Annotated in this window: 18 protein-coding genes, 4 pseudogenes and 1 riboswitch; of the genes and pseudogenes, 8 read left to right on the forward strand and 14 right to left on the reverse strand. The window is 44.0% G+C overall.

What is annotated here, in order from left to right; translation table 11 throughout:
• Positions 1-27: 27 nt before the first annotated feature.
• Positions 28-1,672: pseudogene (gene crtO / locus VL20_RS02825) on the forward strand (beta-carotene ketolase CrtO).
• Between the two features lie 45 nt (positions 1,673-1,717).
• Here crtO and VL20_RS32165 read toward each other — a convergent pair.
• The 4 genes and pseudogenes from VL20_RS32165 to VL20_RS02840 all read right to left on the reverse strand — a co-directional run bounded on the left by VL20_RS32165 (position 1,718) and on the right by VL20_RS02840 (position 6,773).
• A pseudogene (locus VL20_RS32165) lies at positions 1,718-1,901 on the reverse strand (hypothetical protein).
• A gap of 204 nt (positions 1,902-2,105) precedes the next feature.
• Positions 2,106-4,121 carry an ABC transporter ATP-binding protein gene (locus tag VL20_RS02830; protein ID WP_052275545.1) on the reverse strand — a complete coding sequence of 672 codons (2,016 nt, stop codon included), beginning with the start codon at positions 4,119-4,121 and terminating at the stop codon, positions 2,106-2,108.
• Between the two features lie 35 nt (positions 4,122-4,156).
• Positions 4,157-5,329, reverse strand: coding sequence for a glycosyltransferase (locus tag VL20_RS02835; RefSeq protein ID WP_052275546.1), 1,173 nt, complete (start codon positions 5,327-5,329; stop codon positions 4,157-4,159).
• 106 nt (positions 5,330-5,435) lie between these two features.
• The gene (locus VL20_RS02840) at positions 5,436-6,773 is read right to left on the reverse strand and encodes an ArsB/NhaD family transporter (RefSeq protein ID WP_052275547.1); all 1,338 of its coding nucleotides are present in this window, start codon (positions 6,771-6,773) and stop codon (positions 5,436-5,438) included.
• 232 nt (positions 6,774-7,005) lie between these two features.
• Positions 7,006-7,136: riboswitch (cyclic di-AMP (ydaO/yuaA leader) on the reverse strand.
• Positions 7,137-7,325: 189 nt separating this feature from the next.
• Here VL20_RS02840 and VL20_RS02845 point away from each other — a divergent pair.
• Entirely contained in the window at positions 7,326-7,904 is a 579-nt protein-coding gene (locus tag VL20_RS02845) for a DUF3172 domain-containing protein (protein ID WP_002733879.1), read from the forward strand.
• A gap of 204 nt (positions 7,905-8,108) precedes the next feature.
• Here VL20_RS02845 and VL20_RS02850 read toward each other — a convergent pair whose 3' ends face one another.
• Together VL20_RS02850 and VL20_RS02855 are read right to left on the reverse strand one after the other, a co-directional pair.
• On the reverse strand, positions 8,109-8,426 hold the full coding sequence (locus VL20_RS02850) for a P-II family nitrogen regulator (RefSeq protein ID WP_002786257.1): 318 nt from the start codon (positions 8,424-8,426) through the stop codon (positions 8,109-8,111).
• 73 nt (positions 8,427-8,499) lie between these two features.
• Entirely contained in the window at positions 8,500-9,480 is a 981-nt protein-coding gene (locus VL20_RS02855) for a sodium-dependent bicarbonate transport family permease (RefSeq protein WP_002786258.1), read from the reverse strand.
• Between the two features lie 1,316 nt (positions 9,481-10,796).
• On the opposite strand from VL20_RS02855, the gene rimI reads away from it, so the two are divergent.
• From rimI to VL20_RS02875, 4 genes are all read left to right on the forward strand, one after another.
• Positions 10,797-11,375 carry a ribosomal protein S18-alanine N-acetyltransferase gene (gene rimI, locus VL20_RS02860; protein WP_052275548.1) on the forward strand — a complete coding sequence of 193 codons (579 nt, stop codon included), beginning with the start codon at positions 10,797-10,799 and terminating at the stop codon, positions 11,373-11,375.
• A 38-nt stretch (positions 11,376-11,413) separates the two neighbouring features.
• The gene (locus tag VL20_RS02865) at positions 11,414-12,604 is read left to right on the forward strand and encodes a glycosyltransferase family 4 protein (RefSeq protein ID WP_052275549.1); all 1,191 of its coding nucleotides are present in this window, start codon (positions 11,414-11,416) and stop codon (positions 12,602-12,604) included.
• Positions 12,605-12,694: 90 nt separating this feature from the next.
• On the forward strand, positions 12,695-13,312 hold the full coding sequence (locus tag VL20_RS02870; RefSeq protein WP_036388153.1) for a CP12 domain-containing protein: 618 nt from the start codon (positions 12,695-12,697) through the stop codon (positions 13,310-13,312).
• Positions 13,313-13,409: 97 nt separating this feature from the next.
• The gene (locus tag VL20_RS02875; protein ID WP_052275550.1) at positions 13,410-13,916 is read left to right on the forward strand and encodes a DUF1269 domain-containing protein; all 507 of its coding nucleotides are present in this window, start codon (positions 13,410-13,412) and stop codon (positions 13,914-13,916) included.
• A 127-nt stretch (positions 13,917-14,043) separates the two neighbouring features.
• On the opposite strand, the gene VL20_RS02880 is transcribed toward VL20_RS02875, so the two are convergent.
• The 4 genes and pseudogenes from VL20_RS02880 to acs all read right to left on the reverse strand — a co-directional run bounded on the left by VL20_RS02880 (position 14,044) and on the right by acs (position 17,671).
• Positions 14,044-14,568, reverse strand: a complete 525-nt coding sequence (locus VL20_RS02880) for a GNAT family N-acetyltransferase (protein WP_052275551.1) — start codon at positions 14,566-14,568, stop codon at positions 14,044-14,046.
• 39 nt (positions 14,569-14,607) lie between these two features.
• Entirely contained in the window at positions 14,608-15,267 is a 660-nt protein-coding gene (locus tag VL20_RS02885) for a tropomyosin (protein WP_052275552.1), read from the reverse strand.
• 19 nt (positions 15,268-15,286) lie between these two features.
• Positions 15,287-15,493: pseudogene (locus VL20_RS33540) on the reverse strand (hypothetical protein).
• Positions 15,494-15,700: 207 nt separating this feature from the next.
• Positions 15,701-17,671 carry an acetate--CoA ligase gene (gene acs / locus VL20_RS02890; RefSeq protein WP_052275553.1) on the reverse strand — a complete coding sequence of 657 codons (1,971 nt, stop codon included), beginning with the start codon at positions 17,669-17,671 and terminating at the stop codon, positions 15,701-15,703.
• Between the two features lie 251 nt (positions 17,672-17,922).
• On the opposite strand from acs, the gene psaC reads away from it, so the two are divergent.
• The gene (gene psaC / locus VL20_RS02895; RefSeq protein WP_002734319.1) at positions 17,923-18,168 is read left to right on the forward strand and encodes a photosystem I iron-sulfur center protein PsaC; all 246 of its coding nucleotides are present in this window, start codon (positions 17,923-17,925) and stop codon (positions 18,166-18,168) included.
• Positions 18,169-18,477: 309 nt separating this feature from the next.
• On the opposite strand, the gene VL20_RS02900 is transcribed toward psaC, so the two are convergent.
• Entirely contained in the window at positions 18,478-19,188 is a 711-nt protein-coding gene (locus tag VL20_RS02900) for a Uma2 family endonuclease (protein WP_052275554.1), read from the reverse strand.
• Positions 19,189-19,263: 75 nt separating this feature from the next.
• Here VL20_RS02900 and VL20_RS02905 point away from each other — a divergent pair, with 75 nt between their 5' ends.
• A complete protein-coding gene (locus VL20_RS02905; RefSeq protein ID WP_052275555.1) occupies positions 19,264-19,992 on the forward strand; it encodes an ABC transporter ATP-binding protein in 729 nt (242 codons plus the stop codon).
• A 2-nt stretch (positions 19,993-19,994) separates the two neighbouring features.
• Here the strand turns inward: VL20_RS02905 and VL20_RS02910 are convergent, their stop codons facing one another.
• The 3 genes and pseudogenes from VL20_RS02910 to VL20_RS02920 form a co-directional block, all read right to left on the reverse strand.
• Positions 19,995-20,765 (reverse strand): class II glutamine amidotransferase, encoded by a 771-nt coding sequence (locus VL20_RS02910; protein ID WP_044034738.1) that lies wholly within the window; start codon positions 20,763-20,765, stop codon positions 19,995-19,997.
• 637 nt (positions 20,766-21,402) lie between these two features.
• A pseudogene (locus VL20_RS02915) lies at positions 21,403-22,869 on the reverse strand (hypothetical protein); the annotation flags it as partial.
• A gap of 186 nt (positions 22,870-23,055) precedes the next feature.
• Positions 23,056-24,228 (reverse strand): RNA-guided endonuclease InsQ/TnpB family protein, encoded by a 1,173-nt coding sequence (locus VL20_RS02920; RefSeq protein WP_052275557.1) that lies wholly within the window; start codon positions 24,226-24,228, stop codon positions 23,056-23,058.
• Positions 24,229-24,471 lie beyond the last annotated feature (243 nt).

Here is a 24,471-nt window from a genome sequence, read left to right on the forward strand (position 1 = left end):
ATTAAAAATAGGAATTTTTGAAACTGTATGGAAAGTTACGATGTCATCCTCATCGGTGCGGGGCATAATGGTTTAGTTTGTGCCGCCTATCTCCTCAAAGCCGGTTATCGTGTCCTCCTTCTCGAACAGCGTAGCGTACCAGGAGGAGCGGCTACCACAGAAGCGGTTATCCCAGAGCTAGCCCCCGATTTTAAGTTTAATCTCTGTGCGATCGATCACGAATTTATTTTTTTGGGACCGGTAATTGAGGAATTGGAGCTAAAACGCCACGGATTAGAGTATTTATTCTTCGATCCTACCGTTTTCTGTCCCCATCCCTCTGGCCAATATTTTCTTTCCTATCGCTCTCTGGAAAAAACTCACGCCGCAATTGCCCAGTTTTGTCCGCGAGATGCCGATCGCTACCTTCAGTTTATCGACTATTGGGGACAGTTGATGAATGCGATTGGGCCTTGGTTTAACGCTCCGCCCCAAGATTTGCTCAGAATCGCCCGCAATTATAACTCTAGTGCCTTAGCTAGTGTCTGGAAAGCGATCGGCTCGAAAAAGAAACTGCTCGACTTCATCCGCACGATGATTACTTCCCCGAAGATGTCCTCAATGAATGGTTTGAGAGCGAATTTGTCAAAGCACCCCTGGCTCGTCTAGCGGCGGAAATTGGCGCTCCTCCCTCCCAAAAAGGCATTACCTCCGGGATGATGATGATGGCAATGCGTCATTCCCCCGGGGTGGCTCGCCCTCGTGGTGGTACAGGCGCACTAACCGAGGCTCTGGTGAAATGTGTTGTTAGTCTCGGTGGGGTGATTTTAACCGAGCAGAAAGTTAAACAGATTCTAATCGAGGAAGGACAAGCGATCGGGGTTAGGGTGGACTCTGGACAGGAATATCTGGCAAAAGCGGGTGTTATCTCTAATATTGACGCTAGACGAGTTTTTTTACAGTTAGTCGCCCCCGCCGATGTGGATGCCGCCGATCCAGAATTGCGAGAAAGGGTAGAACGGCGAATTGTCAATAACAATGAAACAATTCTTAAAATTGATTGCGCCCTCGCCGAAGCACCAAGGTTCGAGGCTTACGATCACAAAGAGGAGTATTTACAGGGAACGATTCTCATCGCCGATTCCGTGCGTCACGTTGAACAGGCCCACGCTTTAACGATTTTGGGGCAGATTCCCGACGAAAATCCCTCGATGTACCTAGATGTCCCCACTATTCTCGATCCCTCCATGGCTCCCCAGGGCAAGCATACCCTCTGGATCGAATTTTTTGCCCCCTATCAGATTGCTGGGGCCGAGGGAACAGGATTAAACGGCACGGGATGGACGGAAGAATTAAAAAATCGCGTGGCCGATCGAGTTCTTGATAAACTGGCCGATTATGCCCGAATCTCAAATCCGCCATTATTGCCCGTCGGGTGGAAAGTCCGGCAGAATTGGCTAATCGTTTGGGTTCCTATAAAGGTAATTACTATCATCTTGATATGACCTTAGATCAGATGATTTTCCTGCGTCCTTTGCCAGAAATAGCTAACTACAAAACCCCAATTAAAAACCTTTATTTAACTGGGGCAGGCACTCACCCCGGCGGCTCAATTTCGGGAATGCCGGGGCGCAATTGCGCTCAGGTTTTCCTGCGGGATCGAAGCACTTTTCTGCAACGATTATTCAACTAAGTAGGGTTGGCTGAATAAATCTAAAAACCTTGTTGGATAAGACTTTTAGACTTTTTTGATCTCAAAAAGTGCCAGCCGAGAGTGAGCGGGGCGAAAATTCCGGGACTTTTTCCCTGAAAATTAGGTAATTGACCGTCTGAAAATGGGTAAAACCCTACACCCCACACCCCACACCCCACACCCTGCCCCCACGAAAAACTTTTTCAGCAGACCCTAAGTAGGGAGGCACAATTATTTGTAGGATGGGTTAGCGGTAGCGTAACATAATCGGGCGTTGGGTTTCATGCTTCAACCCAACCTACGTTCTCTCTGACTTCTTGTTTTAAGATGGAGAATGAAACAGCCCTAGGGGGGCAGGGGGGTGGGGAAATAAATAATCAGTTTTTAATAACTGGATTTACTATGACAACAATTTTTGATTTTTGCAGGAGATCTATCGAGTCGAGGAATACTCGTAGTCTTCGATAATATGGAGAAGTCGCATAGCTGAACTACAGGATTCTTCTAAAATTTCCTGTTTCTCCTGAGAATCTTCGATTAAATCTTCAGATACTAGACGCAAAGAACCTAAAAGACTATTAAGACTGCTTCTCGCTTCGTAGGATAAATAAGCTTTTCTTTTTTGCTCATCTTCCCTATTCTTAGAGTCGGCCTCTTTGCTATCACTAAATTGCAGAGCGTGTAAACGGGCATAATGACCACCTTGAGCTAATAATTCCTCATGATTGCCGATTTCTGCCACTTTTCCCTTGTCTAGCACCACAATTTGATAGGCTTTTTGAACAGTGGAAAGACGGTGAGCGATCACAAGAGTAGTCCGCTCGCGACAGAGTTCATCGATCGCTTCCTGTACTAAACGCTCAGAAATTGTATCCAAAGCACTGGTGGCTTCATCGAGAATGAGAATATCCGGCTCTCGCAGTAAGGCACGAGCGATCGCTAATCTTTGTTTTTGTCCCCCCGAAAGTCTCACTCCCCGATCGCCAATTTCCGTATCCAGTCCTTCCGGCAGTTTGGAGATAAACTCGTAGGCATTCGCCCTTTTTGTCGCTGCTACAATTTCTGCATCACTAACATCGCTTAATCCGTAGGCAATATTAAAACGGAGAGAATTATTAAAGAGAAAAGTGTCTTGACTGACTATTCCCATGGCTTTTCTCAGAGATTTGATCTCATAATCCCGTAAATCTTGACCGTCAAAAAGAATCCTCCCAGCTGTAGGATCATAAAAGCGTGGTAATAAATCAGCAATTGTCGATTTTCCCGCCCCCGAAGCACCAACAAGAGCGATCATTTTTCCTTTTGGAATCCACAGATCGATGCCCTTGAGAACTAATTCTTGATGACCAGGATAGGAAAATTGGACGTTATCAAAATGAATACCTGTCTCTAATCTTTGATAGGGAATAGAGCCATTGCTCATAAATGGTTTATTCTCTCGAATGAGAAAATCCGCTACCACCTCTACTGCGGAAATATCACCCAATAGACTACTCCTAGCACTGTTAATTTGACTAACTATCGGCAAGGCCCGGAAAAGTACATAGAGATAGGTTAATAAAATTGTCGCTAAAGCTTGCAGTTGTTCATTAAAAAGATAACGACCAGCAATGATAATTAAAGCAATAATAATTACCCCACCGATCTCATTGAGCGGAGCGATTACAGCATTATTAGTCTGGGCATCTAAACCCGCTTTCTCCCGGGCTTCGATATCTTCCACAATAGATTCTAATTCGTATCTTTCATTGCCTACCGCTTTAATTAGACGAATTCCCGTTAACAGTTCCAACAGTTTATTAGTTTGCTGTTTAGCCGTTACGGTGATAATCTCTCCAAACTTTTTCGATCTCTTGACAAAGTATTGATTAAGCAGACCTAAAAAGCCACCCAAAACACTTGAAAGAATAGTTAATTGCCAAGAAATTGATAATAAAATAGCTAAGTACATGAAAGCTGTAGCGATAATCTTAATCAGGTTTATGTAATTTCTAATTGATGCTACAGCCCGATTAATCTCCGACATGAAACGATTAAAAATATCTCCTATTTTACTTTTTACATAATAATCTATATCCACTTCTAGCAGCAGAATAACTGAATCAATTCGCATATCTTTTGCCATAATTAAAGACAAGTAAGTGCCTAGCAAATTACTGACAAAATTGGTAATGTGCTTGAGAATTAAAATCAATAATATCGCCGCAAACATCCAGAAAAAACGAGTATCGACCGAGAAAAACTCGAAAACTGAGAGCAGCTTTTTGATAATTTCGGGGGCATTTTTTAAGATATCATTTTCGGGATTAATAAAAGAAATTAGTAAGGGGATAACTAAAATAGCTCCCACCCCATTAAATATGGTACTGGCAAAGCCGATAACAATACTGGAAACCACTAATATCCAGTGTTTAAGCGTATATTTAAGCAGAATTTGCTGAGGATTCATCGCTATAAGTAATAAAGTAAATAGTCAACGGTCAACTAATATTTCCCTTCCAGAGAAGTAATTATGCCAGAGAGAGTTGTCGCCATGGCGGTGGTACTGTAGGAGGCGATACAGCGCTCTCTCGCTTTTAGTCCTCGTGCATTAGCCGAGTCGAGATGATTAAAAACTTCTCTAATTATGACAGCTAGTTGCTCTGGCGATCTAGGTTCGACTAAATAGCCAATATCAGCTAAAATTTCGGGAATATCTGCCACTTTAGTGGAAATAATCGGTTTAGCCATCGCCATACCATCGGTGAGTTTAATCGGAAATTGGGCGTTAGCCGTGGCTTCATCCCTCTGGGGAACGATAATAGCATGAGCAGCGGCCACAACTTCCGGCATTCGATCGAGCGGTTGAGCAGGTAAATGAATTAACCAAGGTTGACCTTTTTCTAGCAAGCTATCCAGATAACCATCCCCGATTTGGCGACCACCGACCACCACCAATTTAAAATCAGGATCAGCAATTTTATCTAAAGCGATTAAGACATCTTCTAAACCTTTGTGGGGTCTAGCTGTACCCGGGAACATTAAGACTTTATACGCGGATAAACCGTATTTTTGACGACAAGCGACAGGATCGTAGAGATTGGGATCGAAAAGTTGCGTATCCTTGCCATTCGGTAAATAAATCCCCCCATAGCGCTTTTGCAAAAATTGATTATTAACCGTCACCGCATCAGCGCGGTTAATTAAATTTTCCATCCAATGCAGATAGAGAGGGTGATTCGGGTCCCTAAGCGCACCATTTTTTTTGAGGATATCCCTAGCTAATTGTCGAGGATAAGGACGATAGGACCATCGATCGCCACCAAACCAACTCATTTCCCAATCGTCAATATCGAGAATTAGGGGACGTGGGGAAAAAAAACGTTTCAGTAAACCGATGCCGAAACTGGTGGGACGGGGTTTAACCGCGTAGATAATCTCTCCGGAGAGGCGATCGAGTAAAGTTTTGATCTGGCCAAAAAACTGGGGATAATTATTGCCTTTGACCGATACCAGGGGTAAATTCCCCGGTGGGGTGGGATAGATTTCCCGGCCAAAAATCGGACCATAAACCGTCACCTGACAGTTTAGCTGTTGCAAGACTTGAGCAATCAAATAGACTCTTGTGCCACCACCACCGGATAAATCTGGTGCTAAAACAGAGATTTTTTTGTTCACGATCGCCGCTCAATCCAGATTATCTAGCACGATAGGAGAATGTTAATCGATGTTAACGTTCTTGTCAATCTTAAACGGACTTAACATTAATCCCCCCGGAGATAGACTAGACAAAGAAAACTAACATATACATAGCCGAGACGACTAACTGAGTAAACATCACTGGTAAACCGTAGCGCAGGAAGGTATGAAAAGTAATTTTGCCCCCGTGTTGTTCGGCGATGCCGGCGGCGACAATATTAGAAGAAGCCCCCACTAAAGTACCATTACCTCCTAGGGTGGCTCCATACATCATCGCATAGAAAAGCGGTAAAACTTCCGGGGGAAAAGAACCGGCATAATCGGGAGAAAGAACCTCCGTCCCGACTAAATTAACATTAACAAGGTACTGTTTCAGTAGTGGAACCATGGCCACCACTAGGGGAATATTCGGAACGACACTGGAAACAAAACCGACAAAAAACAGCAAGACTAGAGAACCTAAAAAGATATTTTTGCCTAAAATTATCGCCAGAAATCCCGATACACTATTAACTACCCCAGTTTTTTCTAAGCCGCCAATTAGGACAAAAATTGACATGAAAAATAATAGGGTACTCCAGTCCACATCTCGGAGAATATTATGCACCGTATCTATCTTCGATTGCTGGGCTAAAAGTAGGGCTAAAGCTGCCCCCATCAGAGCAACGGCAGCAGGAGCAATAGGTACGGGAAAAGATTCACCGACCACGAATAAAAATAAGACTAAAAAGACGATAATTCCCCCCAGAGCTAGGACGCGCGGATGATTAATTTGCGGATGGGGTAAGTCTTCTAAATGCTCGAATTTTGTCCGCCAGATTTTGGGGAATAACCAAGGTAACATAAGCAGAATGGTAATTACTGCCAGCGCACCACCTAAACTCAAACGCTGTAGGTATTCCATGAAGGTTATATTAATAGAATCACCGACGATATAAGTAGCAGGATCACCAACAATAGTTAATAATCCCGCACTGTTAGCCACGAAAACCATCAGGATTAAGAGCGGCACAAAATCCACACCTATATCCTGTGCCAATGGGGGAATTAAAGGTGCTAACAACATCACCGTGGTGGCGTTGGGCAATACCGCACAGATCGGGGTAGTAATAGCAACAATTCCTATTAGTAATAATTTGCCCTGTCCCTTGGCTAAAAGCACCATTTGTGCTGCTAAATAATCAAAAATTTTCGTTGGTTCAAAGGCTCTCACTAATACCATCACCCCAAAAAATAGGGCAAGAGTGCCATAACTGCGACTGATATAACCCACCGCTTCCTGGAGAGTCATGATATGGGTAAAAACTAAGATTAAAGCCCCCAGTAAAGCCGCTACGGTAATATGAAGCCACTCGAACATAATAACCACAATGACTGCAACAAAAGTCATCGCAGCAATCCACATTGGTAAAGATTCCAGCATTTTTGATCCTGTTTTTACTTTCGGTTTCTCGATAGGACTAAAAGTTTGCCCAAAGAATGTACAGCAAACTCATAGAAAATATGGTTATCTACGGAAAATCTTAAAATTGTTGCGATCGGTAATCTAACATGAAAATCCCCATAAACAATGTCTCCTTTGAGTTATGACTATCAAGTAGTCCCAGTGACATAACTGAACCGATCAAGACATTGCTAGGAATGTAGTGATGTTTCAGTCTTCCCCCCCACGCCTACGAAGTTAGCTGACGGGCTAGGATAGAGAGATATCCTTTTCTAGGCTAAAAAATCTAGAAATACGCCCCCAAATATGGTTCCTCCGCTCCGAATTTGTCTAGCTAATATCTAGCATAGAAACTTGGATTAGGCTGACTTACTCTGTTTAGTGATCCACCATAGCATACTAACCCCAAAAAAAACGATATAGCCCTATACCAGACCTATCCTGTCGGTTATCCCCCGGGTTGCTAGGATAGAACAATGATAAGCTAATAGCTAACGACTGACCGCCATAGCAGCCAGAAAAGAAATTTCTATGAATAGAAGACCCCGTTATACTCCTCCTCGATCGCGTGATCGTGATTATGACCGCTCCTATGGCGATGACTCCCGCGCTTCGTCCCCCGGTGGCCTATTGGCAAAATTGAACTATGCCATGATTGCCCTGATTGGTGGTATTTTTGTACTAGGAGTGGGTCTCGGTCTGGTATTCAGTTCTACTGCCAATTTTAGCCCCGAAAACGTCGCCTCCCGGGAAGTAATTGATCGCAGCGCCCCCAATGCGGAATTATGCGTGCAATTTGGGGCCAGTGCCATTGTCACCGATTTGCGGGTTTATGTCACCCTTAACCCCTTTAATGTTTTTGTCACCCAACCAGTCATGCAACCCGGTTGCGTTTTGCGACGCAATAACTGGTCAATTTTAGAACAACAAAAATTAGTCGATGGACAGCAGGTACAAAGTTGTAAAAACCGGATGAATACCTTTGGTTATACCGGCCCCTTGGAAGGCAAACCGAAAATCGATTGTATCTTCCAAAATGAAGCTGGGGGTAATCTTTTTGTTAATCCTGCTGGCGCTGTTGGCCCCAGACCAGATACAGATAAATTCTAAACCGGAAAAGATCGTTCTCCTGACTGCTGACTCCTGACCACTGACTCCTAATTAACTAAGTAGGTGGGGGAATTAAATATAAGATGAACGTAGGTTGGGTTGAAGCATGAAACCCAACCCCCGCATAGTTTACGCTACCGCTAACCCATCCTACAAATAATTGTGCCTCCCTACTTACGACAATTTTTGATTTTTACAAGAGGTCTAATGAGTTAGCCATTGGGCCGTAGTCACCACAAAAATTCCGCCAGCTTTTTTTAAAATAGGCTGAATTTTATCGATCAGACGACCAAGTTGTTCGTCACTATTACAAACCGTCATAATATAGCTACCACTGTAATCACAATCGAAGTCATCACAGGATAAACCTCGATCGCCTTTTCCCGAAGCATTGCCAAAGACGGTATAACCGGAAACTCCGACAACATCAAGAACGCTTAAGGTTTCTTCCAGAAAAGCATGACTAACAATTATGTCCACTTTTTTGACAGTTTGTAGGGAAGGATGGGGGGATTCAAGCATGGTAGTTCAGTAAAAAAGGGACAAGTGAAAGAGAACAATTTTGACAGGAATTATTTAAAAACCGCCGGGCCTTTTAGACTCCACAGCCAATGATTTTGATCATCTCTAGGTACAGAGGAATACCGATGATGATATTGAAAGGAAAAGTTAAAGCCAAGGCCATAGAAACGTATAAACTAGGATTAGCTTCAGGAACAGTCATTCTCATGGCCGCAGGAACAGCAATATAAGAGGCACTGGCACACAAAACAGCGAATAATAAAGCATTGCCCTGTTCAAATCCGAGAACCTTAGCGATGAGAATCCCCACCATAGCATTGATGACGGGAATGAACACCGAGAAACCGATGAGAAAAGAACCAGTTTTGCCTAATTCTCGAATTCTTTTCGCAGCCACTAATCCCATATCTAGGAGAAAGAAAGTTAAAGCACCATAAAAAATCCCTTGAGTGAAAGGTTGTAATTTTTCCCAGCCTCTTTCCCCCGTGAGCATACCAATAACAACACTACCGACTAAGAGAAATACCGAACCATTTAAAAAGGCTTCATGTAGAACCTTTGACCAAGAAAACGCTTCTTCTTCGCCATTTTTCTCTTTAAAGACTCGCACCAGGATTAAACCCACTACAATCGCCGGCGATTCCATTAAAGCTAAGGCCGCTACCATGTGACCGCCATAGGAAATATGAAGTTTTTCTAAAAAAGAACTGGCGGTGATGAAAGTAACGGCACTAATGGAACCATAGGCTGCTGCGATCGCTGCTGCATTGGCACTATCGAGTTTAATTTTCAGGATAAAGAAAGTGTAAATGGGAACGATGCAAGCCATAACCACAGAGGCAATCAAAGTTAAAGCAATTTGGTTATTGATGCCACTTTCCGCTAGTTCATAACCTCCCTTGAAACCAATCGCCATCAACAGATAGAGAGAAAAGAGTTTAGGCAGTGGTTGGGGAATCTCTAGGTCGGATTTAAAAAATACTGCCAGCATTCCTAAGAAAAAGAACAAAACCGGCGGATTGAGAATATTGAACAGGATTAAGCTGCCATCCATAGGTTTGCGTACATTGAGTTATTTCAATCTATACTATTCGATTTTGAGAATACTGGGGAAATGTTAAGTAGTCGTGCAAAATTAATTTCCTAGTCGAGACTCCGAGACTCCGAGACTCCGAGACTCCGAGACTCCGAGACGGGAGATGAACGTAGGTTGGGCTGAAGCATGAAACCCAACGCCCGATTATGTTACGCTACCACTAACCCATCCTACAAATAATTGTGCCTCCCTACTTAAGATGGGTGATGTTTCAGTGATCAGAACGTAGGTTGGGTTGAAGCATGAAACCCAACGCCCGATTATGTTACGCTACCACTAACCCATCCTACAAATAATTGTGCCTCCCTACTTAAGATGGGTGATGTTTCAGTGATCAGTGATCACTGATCTTGAAGCCGTCAGCTTTTCTCCCCTCTCCCCTCTCCCTTTTCCTCCTCTACAATAGACCTTTTGTAAAAACCAAAAATTGTTGCTAGGGTTAGGAGTCAGTAGTCAGTAGTCAGTAGTCAGGAGAATTAAAAATGAATAATAATCAGTTAAATGGTCTATTTACACACTTTATGCCATTTAATCGGCTCTTCTCGACTTTGTGTGATAATTTTTGCTTATGGAATCGTGAAATGTTTACTGGGAAAGACTTTTAGGACTATTTTGCGGATATTCTATCAGTATAGACCTAGTTTCCACACAGAAACCAGAAGAGCCTTTAATCCTTATTTTTGCCGTTTTTGAACCCTGAAAAATTAATTATGCAAGAGGTTTAATAATTACTCGCAGCCAGAAATACGTTGTTTATTATCATACTTTGTGCTTTTTGTCAAAAAAACTTTTTTTTTGCAATAAAACTACACAAAAAAAAGATCATCGTTGTGGGTGAAATTGACTGATTTAACCGTCTTAATTGGGATTACCTTCTAGGTGTGGCAAAGGTTTCAACCATTGCTGCCCAAAAAAGCATAGAATAACCCATTATGAAATTCAGTAAAATCGCTGTAACTATGATAACATCGTTGTTAAATAAAAATCTTTCTCAATTAATTCTTAAGAATTTATAAATATTGCGGAATGTTAATTTAAATATTCTCAAGTTTTTGCAGTCAATAAATAACTTTTGCTTATATTTGTCAGAAAATAGAACTCCTGCAAAAATCCCACATCTACTATTGGGTTAGGAGTCAGTGATCAGTGATCAGTGATCAGTGATCAGTGATCAGTGATCAGTGATCAGTGATCAGTGATCAGTTATCAGTTAACTGAGAAAACTCCCCACACCCCACACCCCTCTCCCGTTCCCCGCTCGCGTTCCCCGATAAATGCCAAAAATCCAGCTTAAAACCCCAAAATCCCCACATCTTGCCGCCATGGTAGCACTTGATCGCACCAGTCTCGGCGGTATCTGGACGTTATCGGGATATCAACGGGAATTAAACAGCCCCAACAGTGAATTATTAATTCTTACCCTGGACGGGGAGGACGAAACCCTAATCGGATTAGCTTGTTCTTGGGCAATTCTCGAAGAAGCGCATATTACCCTCCTGGCAATTTATCCCGACTATCAAAGACAAGGATTAGGAAAACTGCTTCTCTACAAACTGCTTGAGAAAGCTGTACAAAGACAACTGGAAAGGGCTACGCTAGAGGTGAGGGTATCGAACCAGTCAGCGATCGCGCTCTACGAGCATTTTGGCTTCCGCATCGCTGGAGAGCGTAAAAATTATTATCCGCAAACTGGCGAATCGGCCCTAATTTTCTGGCGCAACGATCTACAAACGGCCGCTTTTCAGGAACAATTAAGCAAGTGGCGACAAGAAATCCTCTCAAGACTGGCGCAGGGAGAGTGGCAATTAGAGGAAGAAACCAGAGCCAAAATAGATACCATGGGGATGTCATGATTACTTACCAGCTTAAATCAGGTCGAGGTTAGGGAAAAATGAGGATTTTAGTGTTGGCGTGGGAATTTCCACCGCGATTAGTGGGCGGTATCGCCCGTCATGTCGCTGAACTCTATCCCGAAATCGTCAAACTCGGTCATGAAGTCCATTTAATCACGATCGAATTCGGTCAGGCCCCCAGTTACGAACTGGTCGAAGGCATTCACATCCACCGCGTCCCCGTCCCCCCCGGCAATGACTTTTTCCATTGGGTGGTCAACATGAATAACAGCATGGGGCAACAGGGCGGCAAACTAATCGCCGAATACGGAAAATTTGACCTTGTTCATGCCCACGATTGGTTAGTAGGGGATGCGGCCATTGCCATGAAACATCTCTTTAAAATCCCCCTGATTGCCACTATTCACGCCACGGAATACGGACGTTATAACGGACTGCACACCGACACCCAACGCTATATCGCCGGCAAAGAGGGAACCCTCGTCTATAATGCTTGGCGCGTTATCGTCTGTACCGGCTATATGCGTCATGAAGTCCATCGGGCTTTGGGCGCACCCTGGGATAAGATCGATGTGGTTTATAACGGTATTCGGGCCGAGAAAAAGCAAAGAGACCCTAACTTTGATTACCGAGCTTTTCGTCGTCAATATGCCGAAGATCACGAAAAAATCGTCTATTATGTCGGGCGCATGACCTTTGAAAAGGGGGTTTCGGTGTTACTCAACGCTGCCCCAAAAGTCCTCGCTCAGACCGAGGCTAAAACTAAATTTGTGATTATCGGTGGCGGCAATACCGACAAACTTAAACAACAGGCTTGGCATCTCGGTATCTGGCATCATTGTTATTTTACGGGCTTTATGTCCGATGAAAACCTCGATCGCTTCCAAACCGTGGCCGATTGTGCCGTTTTTCCCAGTCTTTACGAACCTTTTGGCATTGTCGCCCTGGAAAGTTTCGCCGCTAGGGTTCCCGTGGTAGTTTCCGATACCTGCGGTTTTCCCGAAGTTGTCCGTCATGGTCAAACGGGAATTGTCACCCGGGTCAATAATCCCGATTCCCTCGCTTGGGGCATTTTGGAGGTTTTAAATCATCCCGAATACGCCCACGAATTAGCTAATAACGCCTACGAAGACCTAGAAAAACGCTTTCATTGGGCGAATTTAGCCCGTCAAACCGAGACAGTATATGGTTTGGTTGTCCAAGAACGACAACTGGTGGAATGGCGTTAATCAGGGAGCGGTTTTTTAGCCGTCAGCCGTTAGTATTAGGGGTCAGTTTATGTCTTAAAATAACAAAGGCACAACTTAACTTCTCCAAATATGACTATGAAAGCAGCTGAAATTATGACCACGGAGGTGGCCAAGATTAAAGGTTCTGAAACCGTTGCCAAAGCGGTGCAATTGATGAGAGAAAAGAACATTAGAACTCTCATTGTTGATCGCCGTCACGATGAGGATGCTTACGGAATTATCACCGAAACCGATATTGTCTATAAAGTCGTCGCTTTCGGTCAAGATCCGCAAAAAGTGCGCGTCTATGAAGTGATGAGCAAACCCTGCATCGTGATTAATCCCGACCTCGGGGTTGAATATGTGGCCCGCTTATTTGCTAATACCGGTATTCGTTTCGCACCGGTAATTAAAGGCGGTTTGCTCGGTGTTATCTCTGTTAGTGATATCCTCCATAAAGGTAACGCTGTCGAAAAGCCCCGCAGTCTTGATTTAGAAGCGGAGATTATCAAAGCTAGAGATATTGCCCGGGCAGTCTGTGCTGAAAAAGGGGGAAATTCTCCCGATTGTGCCGCAGCTTGGGATGTTGTTGAGGAATTACAGGCAGAATTGGCACACCAACGCGCTAAAAAACCAGAAAAAACCTATTTTGAGGAATACTGTCAAGAAAATCCCGATGCTTTTGAAGCGCGTATCTATGACACCTAATCCCCATGGGTTTTCGGTATTCTCCGATACCTCAAACTTTTTAATCCGGCAAAAGTAGTGTATAAAGGTTTTATTTACTAATAATCGAGGAAAAACTATGGCTGATCTATTTGTCATCGCCTATGAGGACGAATTTAAAGCAGAAGAAGTTCGTTTAACTTTGGCTAAACTGCAACAGGAACATCTCATCGAGTTAGAAGATGCTGCCGTAGTGGTTAAAAACAAAGATGGCCAGATTAAACTCAAGCAAGCGGTCAATTTAACGGCAGCAGGAGCCGCTAGTGGCAGTTTCTGGGGATTATTAATCGGAATGCTCTTTTTATCCCCTTTATTAGGGGCCGTCCTCGGTGCTGCTGGTGGCGCTTTGGGAGGTGCTTTAAGTGATATCGGTGTGGATGACAATTTTATGCGCGAATTGGGAGAAACCCTGCAGCCCAGTACCTCTGCTCTCTTTGTTCTCGTCCAAAAAGTTACCCCCGATAAGGTCCTCGATGAAGTGGCCCCCTACGGAGGTAAAGTGTTACGTACTTCTTTGACCAAAACCGACGAAGCTGAATTACAGAAAGTTCTCGACCAAAGAGGTGTTAAACCCGAAGCGGTTTAGGATCTGGGTCCATAAAAGCTAGAAAAAGGGAATATATTTCCCTTTTTGCTTTTTGAGCAAGAATGGGTTTAGCATGACCACCACAGCATCCATAAAATAAGAAACAATCAATAATTATTAATGAACTTTAAGCTTCGATCGAGAATAAAAGTGCTTCAGTGTCGTAGTATTTATTCGTTAATCCCATTGATTGCATTCCTAATCTTTCGGTGACACGAATTGAGCGATAATTATCGGGATTAACCACTGCGTAGATAATCGGCAATTGTAAGGTGATTAAGCCGTATTCTAGAATAACTTTAGCCGCTTCGGTTATGTATCCTTGTCCCCAATAATCGCGTCGTAAATGCCAACCAATTTCGCTATCTGGGGTAGGATAACCGTAGTTATCGGGTAAATTCTGTAAAATTATCGAACCGATAATCTGATTATTTTTTCGATCGATCATTGCCCACCAATCGCTGCCATTACCTTGATTACGAACAGTTGGTAATCTTTCGGAAAAATGGGCATTTAAACTCTCAATATCCGTGGCTAACTGACGAATTCTCGGTAAAAAATAAGTGACTTCGGAATTTTGATAGATCTGAAAAAAAGACTCTTTGTCTGTGGGTAGTTGCCAAGGACGGAGAATTAGGCGATCGCTTTTCATTGTTTTAGTGAGCAAATTATAGCAATTCTCTTGCTGAGATTAGGGATTATTGTTGATAAAAAAACTTCTAAATCCCACGGCTAGTAGGGAACCACTTAAGACAGTTATCAATGTCCAAATTTGATTTTTTTGGGTTCCTTCGACTTTCTCTAAGCGTTTATTCATGTCATCAAATTTACTATCAAGAGTTTTAATATCACCTTTAACTTCCGTGAGTTCAATCTTTAAATCGGTAGTATCTTTTTGAAGATTTTTGACATCAGCTTTTATTTCCGCTTGTCCATTCTCGATCACCTTCAATCGATTGTCCACCTCAATCAGTCGAGTTTCCGTGGTAGTGAGTCGCGTTTCCACGGTAGTGAGTCGATTGTCCACGGTAGTGAGTCGATTGTCCACCTCAATCAGTCGAGTTTCCATGGTAGTGAGTCGATTGTCCACGGTAGTGAGTCGATTGTCCACGGTAGTGAGTCGATTGTCCACCTCAATCAGTCGAGTTTCCATGGTAGTGAGTCGATTGTCCATGGTAGTGAGTCGATTGTCCATGGTGGTGAGTCGATTGTCCATGGTAGTCAGTCGATTGTCCATGGTAGTCAGTCGATTGTCGATCTCGTTGAATCGATGTTCGATTATCTTCTGTCCATTGAGGATTAAATCTTCTAGTCTTTTTAAATCATTATCCGTAGCAGTGGTGGTGGTCATTGATTAAACTCCTATAATTTCAATTTGCTCTTATTTTTATTATTATAGCCTTTCTTATAAACATGAAGTATGATCGGCTCTCTTGGGTTCGGTGGGTAAAATATATTATAGGATACATTCCTGCTGGCGGTCGCAACGCGCTCGCTACGCGAGATCAACTGGAACGAACCACAAAGACACAAAGGACACAAAGATTGATCGCTTCCAGATAATCTAAACTTATCACACAAAAAATTAAGAGAGCTTATGAGCTAATTTGGTATTGACGACCGACTCCCCACTTCCCATTCTCCTATACCTTTCAAACAGGATTATTATTAGCTATAGATTTGCTGCTTGAGCAAATATGTTCACCGATCATCACTCCCGTTAGAGTGAGATAAGATTAGCTCTCATTCCTCACCCTAACTACTAGGAAAAACCGGCAATTAAATTAGGCACCTTGGCGCAATTTGTCCAAAACCGATCGATCTTCTAGAGTAGAAGTATCACCAGAAATCTCTTGACCTGATGCTAAAGTTCGCAAGAGACGACGCATAATTTTACCCGATCGCGTTTTTGGCAGTACATCGGTAAAACGGATTTCTCCCGGTCGAGCAATAATGCCAATTTCCTTGACAACGTGATCCTTTAATGCTTGCGCTAACTCCTGACTCGCTTCATAATGTCCCTCCAGAGTCACAAAAGCATAGACTTCTTCCCCTTTAATTTCATCCGGCCGTCCCACCACAGCCGCCTCTGCTACCGCAGGATGAGATACTAAAGCTGATTCGATCTCCATAGTCCCTAAACGGTGGCCAGAAACGCTAATTACGTCATCAACGCGCCCCATTACCCAGAAATAACCGTCCTCGTCCTGACGGCTACCATCTCCAGCAAAATAGAGATATTGGCCATCTTTGGGGGCGATATGTTCCCAGTAGGTATTGCGGAAGCGATCGGGATTTTTATAAACTGTTCGCATCATACCGGGCCAGGGATGTTTGACCACCAGATAACCCCCCTCATTCGCGTGGGTGGGATTGCCCTCTAAGTCCACCACTTCGGCGATAATACCGGGGAAAGGTAGGGTTGCTGACCCCGGTTTGGTGGCAATTGCCCCGGGTAAGGGAGTAATCATAATCCCCCCGGTTTCCGTTTGCCACCAAGTATCGACAATCGGACATTTTTCCTTACCGATAACCCGGTGATACCACATCCACGCTTCTGGGTTAATCGGTTCTCCCACGGTTCCCAGTAAGCGCAAAGAGGATAAATCCCGGCTATTGGGGATGTCTTCACCCATTTTGATAAAAGTGCGGATAGCAGTGGGGGCAGTATAAAAGATATTAACCCGATATTTCTCGATTACATCCCAAAAACAACCTAAATTAGAGGGACGGGGAACCCCTTCATACATTACCGTCGTTGCACCATTAGAAAGCGGTCCGTAAACGATATAACTATGGCCGGTAATCCAACCCACATCGGCAGTACACCAGTAAACATCGGTGTCTTTCAGGTCAAAAATCCATTTGCTGGTGACATGGGTGTAAAGATTATAACCGCCGGTGGTGTGGACGACTCCTTTCGGTTTGCCCGTGGAACCACTGGTATAGAGGATAAATAACATATCTTCACTATCCATCGGTTCGGCCGGACAATTAGCAGATACCTGTTTTTGTAGATCATGCCACCAGTAATCGCGATCGGCAACCATATTGATTGGTTCCTTGCTGCGCTGAACAACGAGAACTTTTTCCACACTGGGGGCGCTATTATCGGCTAGAGCCAGATCTACCTGTTCCTTGAGGGCAACGACTTTATCCTTGCGGAAACCACCATCGGCAGTGATTACCACCTTAGCAGTCGCATCATTAAGACGCTCGCGCAAAGCATCGGCACTAAATCCCCCAAAAACTACACTGTGGGGCGCGCCAATTCTGGCACAGGCTAACATAGCGATGGCCGCTTCGGGAATCATCGGCATATAAATTCCGACCACATCGCCTTTTTTAACGCCTAATTCTTTTAAAGCGTTGGCAAATTGGCACACTTCTCGGTGTAGCTGTTCGTAGGTAATGGTGCGGCTGTCTCCCGGTTCTCCTTCCCAGATGATGGCAGCTTTATTGCGTCTCCAGGTGGTGAGATGTCTGTCAATACAGTTGTAACAAATATTAATCTTGCCGTTGACGAACCATTTAGCAAAGGGGGGCTGCCAGTCAAGAATCTCTGACCATTTTTCAAACCAATGTAATTCTTTTTCGGCTAATTGGGCCCAAAAAGCCGAGGGATCGGCCTTGGCTTTGGCGTAGAGTTGCTGGTATTCTTCAAAGCTTTTAATGGTGGCATTCTGAGAAAATTCGGCACTGGGAGGAAACAGCCGATTTTCCTGTAGGATCGATTCGATCGCTATTTCTGTCATACTGGCAAACGAAATAAATTATCTTGCGATCCAGATTACCTTTTTCGGTTCCCCCCGTAACCCCGGCAAGCAATTCTTTAAGGCTATTTTAGAATTGCCCGATCCCTGACTAGCGATCGCCATTTGGCCCCAAGTGTTACAGAGTTTAAAGTTATGTCACCGATCGAGCGATGAACAGATCGCTGTAAGGTAAACTAACCGATAAACCCGAAATTTAACATGGAGAACACTCGGTAAGGAGTCATAATTCGATGTCTCATAGCGTTAAAATTTACGATACCTGTATCGGTTGCACCCAATGCGTTCGGGCTTGTCCCCTCGACGTGCTGGAAATGGTTCCTTGGGATGGCTGTAAAGCTGCCCAGATTGCCTCCTCCCCCCGCACGGAAGACTGTATTGGTTGCAAACGTTGCGAAACCGCTTGTCCGACGGATTTCTTAAGCATTCGGGTTTATCTCGGAGCAGAAACCACCCGCAGTATGGGTCTAGCCTACTAGGCCTGGCAATCATTCTGTGTTTAACATTTAGCGAAAACTAATCTTGTTAAGAGGACTAACCAGTCCTCTTTTTTCGTTATACTCCCTTCGCTAGTTAGGGCTGGCTGAAAAAATCGGGGCGAAGCATTCGGATAGAAAATCTACGGTTTCACCGATAAGTTATTGCCCGAATGCTTCGCCCCTACAGGACGCAATCGCCGATCAAGATGCAAGGTTTTTGAGCCACTAGCTTTAAAATCTTGCACCTGCCTCGCCAAACAGGCCCCAAACCCCTTACCTCGTCTATATTTCACATTTATTCAGCAGACCCTAGTTAGGTAATTCCCCAAAAAGTTGACGATATTTTTGCAGTTTTGCCTCCATTTCTACTAACTGCTGATTAGCCTGTTCAGCCCGTTGGCGTTCATTTTCAGCCCGTTGGCGTTCATTTTCAGCCCGTTGCTTTTCCTGCTCCAGTAGTTGATTAATTTCGCTGTAGGACAAAAATTGAGTACCATCAGGACGATAAATTTTTAACTCGTCGGTTAAGTCAAACCGAATGCCTAAACGGGGACTCACCCAATTATTAACCTCACTAACACTGTCTAAACTGTCACCAATTCGCTGCCAAGCTTCTAGACTATTATCATCGGGATCATAGACGTAGTATTCTTGGACTCCATAGCGATCATAAAATAGCAATTTTTTGGCCATTTCGATGGAGGTATTATTGGGAGAAAGAATCTCAAAGACGACTTGAGGAGCAAGATTATCTTCTTGCCATTGTTTGTAGGAACCTCGATCGCCTTTCGGTCTGCCAAATACTACCATCGTATCAGGAGCGGCAGCAATTTTCGGCTGGCCTTGCACGGGATACCACAACAGATCCCCCGCTACAAATACCTGGGGATCATCGATATATAACCAGTCGAGATTCTGCTTAATCGTCACTATCCAGTGAAATTGTTTAGTATTATCTGCCATCGGTTTACCGTCGCTCTCAGGATAGATAATCTCGTTTTTGTTAACTTGACTAACCATGGGGAATACCTGCCGAACTCATTGGGCTATTTTTATTATATAATAAACTTGAACTAAGTAAGGAAAAGACCGCTCTTGATTTTAGAACTACAGCAAGTAAATTTAGCTATCCGACGGGGCAGTGCTTATCTGTTAGAAGATATTACTTTTGGCATCAAGCAAGGAGAAAAGTTAGCTATTGTCGGAGCATCTGGGGCAGGAAAAACGACTCTTTTACGATTGTTAAATCGTTTGCAAGAACCAAGCACGGGAAATATTTATTTTCACGGTAAATCGATTCAGGAAATACCGGTTATTTCCCTGCGACAACAGATAGTTTTATTGCCACAAGAGTCGAAATTATTAGGGATGACTGTTCGAGATGCTCTCGCTTATCCTTTGCAATTAAAAAAACTTACACCTGCGGAAATTAATCAGAGAATTGACCATTGGACATCCCTATTAAAAATTCCTCAACAGTGGTTTGAGCGCGGGGAGTTAGAATTATCTTTAGGACAAAGACAATTAGTAGCAATTACCAGAGCTTTGCTGTTAGAACCGAGCATACTGTTATTAGATGAACCCACCTCCGCTCTAGATACAGGCACGGCCACCAGGTTATTAGAAGTATTAAACAATCAAAGGTCAATGACAATAATTATGGTCAATCATCAACTAGATTTTTTAGAGGAATTTGCCGAGAGAGTTATTTATCTAGAAGCGGGAAAAATTGGTTCAGATTGCCTCGCCCATCAATTAGATTGGTTAGGACTAAAAACTCAGTTAATTGATTTAGAAAAATCTCGGCAAAGTGACCACTGGTAAGATTAACTTAAAATTGCTGCGCCCTGCTGAAAAACTAATAATTCTCCTGAATTAATCGTTGTCCAAACTTCATTATCAGTTAAGGGAGTAGTGGCAATAATTGCTACTTGATCGCCCGGACGAGCTAAAGCTTGAAAATCAACGCTCACATCTTCATCAATTAAATGAGCGGCGGCAAAAGGATACTGACGGATTATATAGCTTAATTTCGTCGAACAATGGGCAAAAAAATGTTCACCATCGGATAAAAGATAATTAAAAATACCTTGACAAGCGATAGAGTTTGTGATAGTTTTTAGGACTTGATAAAGTTGCTCTAGGGAAGGTTTGCCCTGGGGAAAAGTCTCTCGCAGGGTATTAAGAATTAAACAGAAAGCTTTTTCCGAATCCGTGTCCCCAACCGGTTGATAAAAATCTCCCGCAGCCGGTGAGAAATTTTCTAAATTACCATTATGGGCAAAAACCCAATATTTCCCCCACAATTCCCGCCGAAAAGGATGACAGTTTTCTAGTTTAATTTCTCCTTGGGTGGCTTTGCGAATATGGGCGATAACATTGGTAGAATGGATGGGATAGTTTTTAATTAATTCCGCAATCGGAGAAGCGATCGAGGGTTTAACATCAATAAAAGTTCGACAACCTAAACCTTCAAAAAAAGCGATTCCCCAACCGTCTCGATGTTCGTCGGTTTTTCCTCCCCGCGCACAAAATCCCTCGAAGGAAAAACAGATATCCGTGGGGACATTACAATTCATGCCTAAAAGTTGACACATAGTTGCTTGAGTTTGAATATCAGATGCCAGCAAAATTACTTACTGCCAGCAGCCGTGACAGGAGACAGGAGAATTTTTTCCAGCTGCCTCTTGCCTATCCTAGCTAAGAAATTAATCTGGCACTAAGTTAGGTAGGTGTTAAAAACTGTCAGACACCCCCCTTATCAAGGCTGACAGGGGGATCAAACCCCCTCAAGGTAAGGTTGATTGTCGGTAGGTGTTAAAAACTGTCAGACACCCCCTTATCAAGGGGGGCAGGGGGGATCAAACCCCCTCAAGGTAAGGTTGATTGTCGGTAGGTGTTAAAAACTGTCAGACACCCCCCTTATCAAGGGGGGATTAAGGGGGATCAAACCCCCTTATCAAGGGGGGCAGGGGGGATCAAACCCCCCTTATCAAGGGGGGCAGGGGGATCAAACCCCCTCAAGGTAAGGTTGATTGTCGGTAGGTGTTAAAAACTGTCAGACACCCCCCTTATCAAGGGGGGCAGGGGGGATCAAACCCCCTCAAGGTAGGGTTGATTCATGAATCAACCCTACTATGAATCAACCCTACTATGAATCAACCCTAGGGGCAGGGGGGGGAGATTCGGCTAATCCAAGAATAAGCGGTTTAAATGCGTCTTAGCTTACAAGCTAGAAGAACAGCAAGTTTTCCATTTTTGGGCGATAGAAAGGATTAATTCTTTTTCTGCTTGGGGTAAATTGGCAGCCTGTCGGTCGATTATATCCCTTAATTCCCTGATAATCCGTTTAAGAGCGAGTTTTCTAGTCTCTTGGGAGTCACTTCTCTGGACTAAAGCTACTTCTGCGATAACTCGATTTAAACTGCTGATAGCTTGCCAAGTTTGCGGACGTAATGACGGTTCTGCGGCAATAGGGGCAACCTCCAGGGAAGCGATACTATCGAAAGTTGCTGCCTGACTAAATCGGTGTAAAGTTTGGGCTAGACTATACATTTCTTCCCCGTAGGCGAGGGAACGTACCACAGCAAAGGCTTTTTCGGCTTTTTCGGTGTCCTGTTGGTGAAGATACCAAAAACCAGCGGCAGCGGCGCGAGCAGGAGTATCTAGACGGATTTGGCTGTCAGGAAAAGAAAACGGTTTCGCCGACGCATATTTTAACAATTGCCAATCGGAGGGATTTTCTGCCAGACGGGAGACGCGATAGATAATTTCTGCCTCTGGGAATTGCGGTAAAACGCGATTAACGGCGGCAAGGACAGGAATAAACTGGCGGCTGTACCGAAGGTATTGATTGAGGTTATTAATAGCCGTTTCCCAGTCTTGCTGTAACCATTGTTGTAGAGTCGAGGTTAACCCCGGCAGCGGTAGAGGGGTAATACGGGGAAAAAGTCGCCCTTGGGAGCCAGCCAAAAGCCCGATTAGCCAATTATCAAGACGGAAAAAGGCGAATATAAACACCACGCCCGACACGCCCCACACCACGCCCCACGCCACGCCCCACACCACGATCAACACCACGCCCAACACCGCGCCCGACACGCCCCACACCACGCCCCACTCCACGCCCGACACGCCCGACACGCCCCACACCACGCCCCACACCACGCCCAACACCACGCCCCACACCACGCCCCACGCCACGCCCCACACCACGATCAACACCACGCCCGACACCACGCCCCACCACGCGCCGAACACCACGCCCCACACCACGCCCGACACCACGCCCGACGCCACGCCCGACACCACGCCCCACACCACGCCGGACACCGCGCCGGACACCACGCCCCACACCACGCCCGACACCACGCCCAACGCCACGCCCAACGCCGCGCCCAACGCCACGCCCAACGCCGCGCCCCACACCACGCCCACCCAATTAACAGAAAGTCCTAAATTTGCTGCTATGCTACAGATAATCAGAGGGGTAATTACAGTTAAGAGAAGACCCTGAATCCCTAGGCGCAATTGTACGGGATGGTTATCGCCGCCGCCTCTCGTTTCCACATACCAGCGCACTGCTTGGGGAAAATAAAACACCCAGTACAACAGCAAAAGATAATCAAAGGGATTCCATAAAGATAAATCGCGTCTGAGTTTAGGGGCGAGATTAATGGTGGGGACGGTGCTTTCCTTCATAATTTTTATCTCTGGCTATTTACCCGGTGATGGTTTATTAAGTAGGTAGGTGTTAACTGTCAAACACCCCCCTTATCAAGGGGGGATTAAGGGGGGCTCAAACCCCCCTTATCAAGCAGGGGGGAGCCATCTTCAATTTAAATATAACCAGCTAAGTGAACTACTCTCAACAGAGTTGAGAGCTTCCTATTTCACGGGGGATTGCCTCAAGACGGACTTACGCCCAACTTTTGGTCTTACATCCCCTCTATAGGCAGTATCGCTAGTTCCTAACGACAATATCCGTAAGGCTTCATTTTTGATGTTTATCGCCGCATTTATATCACGCTCATGGGTTGTTTTGCAATGCTCACAAGTCCATGTTCTAACATCAAGTGGTAAACTCGCTACTTGATTTAGACAGACATTACAAGTTTTAGAACTAGGGAAAAACCTATCAACTTCGATATAAGTTTTTCCTTCCCATTCTGCCTTGTATTTAAGCATTGTACAAAACATTCCCCAACCACAATCACTAATAGCCTTAGCTAAATTATGATTGCGTACCATGCCTTTAACATTGAGATTTTCTACCGCAATAACTTGGTTTTCGTTAACTATCTTACGGGATAGCTTGTGGAGAAAATCCTCACGACATCTTGAGATTTTAGAGTGAACTTTAGCTACTTTACGTCTAGCTTTTTGACGGTTGTTACTTCCCTTCTTTTTACGGGATAACTTTTGTTGTTTACGCTTTAAATTACGTTGATGTTTAGCTAAATGTCTAGGATTCTCATACTTACTACCATTGCTGGTAATGGCAAAATGAGTAAGTCCTAAATCAATTCCTATGCCTTTGCCATCCTTTGATGTCTCAGGCAACTCCAATTCGTCATCAACTAAAATAGAAGCGTAGTATTTACCGTCTGGAGTTTTTGAGATAGTAACGGTTTTAATTGTTCCTGCAAATTCCCGATGACGCACACAATAAACTAATCCAACTTTACCCGGTAATTTGAGGTAGTCACCTTCAAACTTGACATTAGCTGGATAGCTAATTGATTGCCTACCATGTTTGGACTTGAATCTTGGTAATCTAGCCCGTTTTTCAAAGAAATTTTGATAAGCTTGCGATAAGTTCAAAGCAACAACCTGTAAGCACTGAGAATAAGCATCTGTCAACCACTCATATTCTTTTTTGAGACTAGGCAATAGTCCCTGAATATAGTTTCGTGTTAGCCCTTTTCCTGTGGTTTTATAGGTTTCTTGGCATAAATTCAAGGAATAGTTCCAAAACCAGCGACAACAGCCGAAGCCTTTAGCTAAGGCTATTTCTTGCTCGGTATTGGGTTTTATTGTGAATTTATATGCTTTGTACATGGCTGTTATCAAGAATCTATATTTATGATAACACAACTTTATAGAATTGTCTATATGCTGGTCAGCATTCATCCCATCGCTAAAAGCGAGGGACTTCTGCTGACACTAAGTTAAATCAACCTCTGAAAGACAAAAAGGGCAAAAAATCAGATTTTTAGCAATAAAATGACAATTTTTTGCCTAAAAAGGTCATTTATTTGCTTTTACTGCCTTTTATCTTCCCGCATCCCTGTTTTAACCCCC

Source organism: Microcystis panniformis FACHB-1757 (assembly GCF_001264245.1).
GTDB lineage: Bacteria > Cyanobacteriota > Cyanobacteriia > Cyanobacteriales > Microcystaceae > Microcystis > Microcystis panniformis.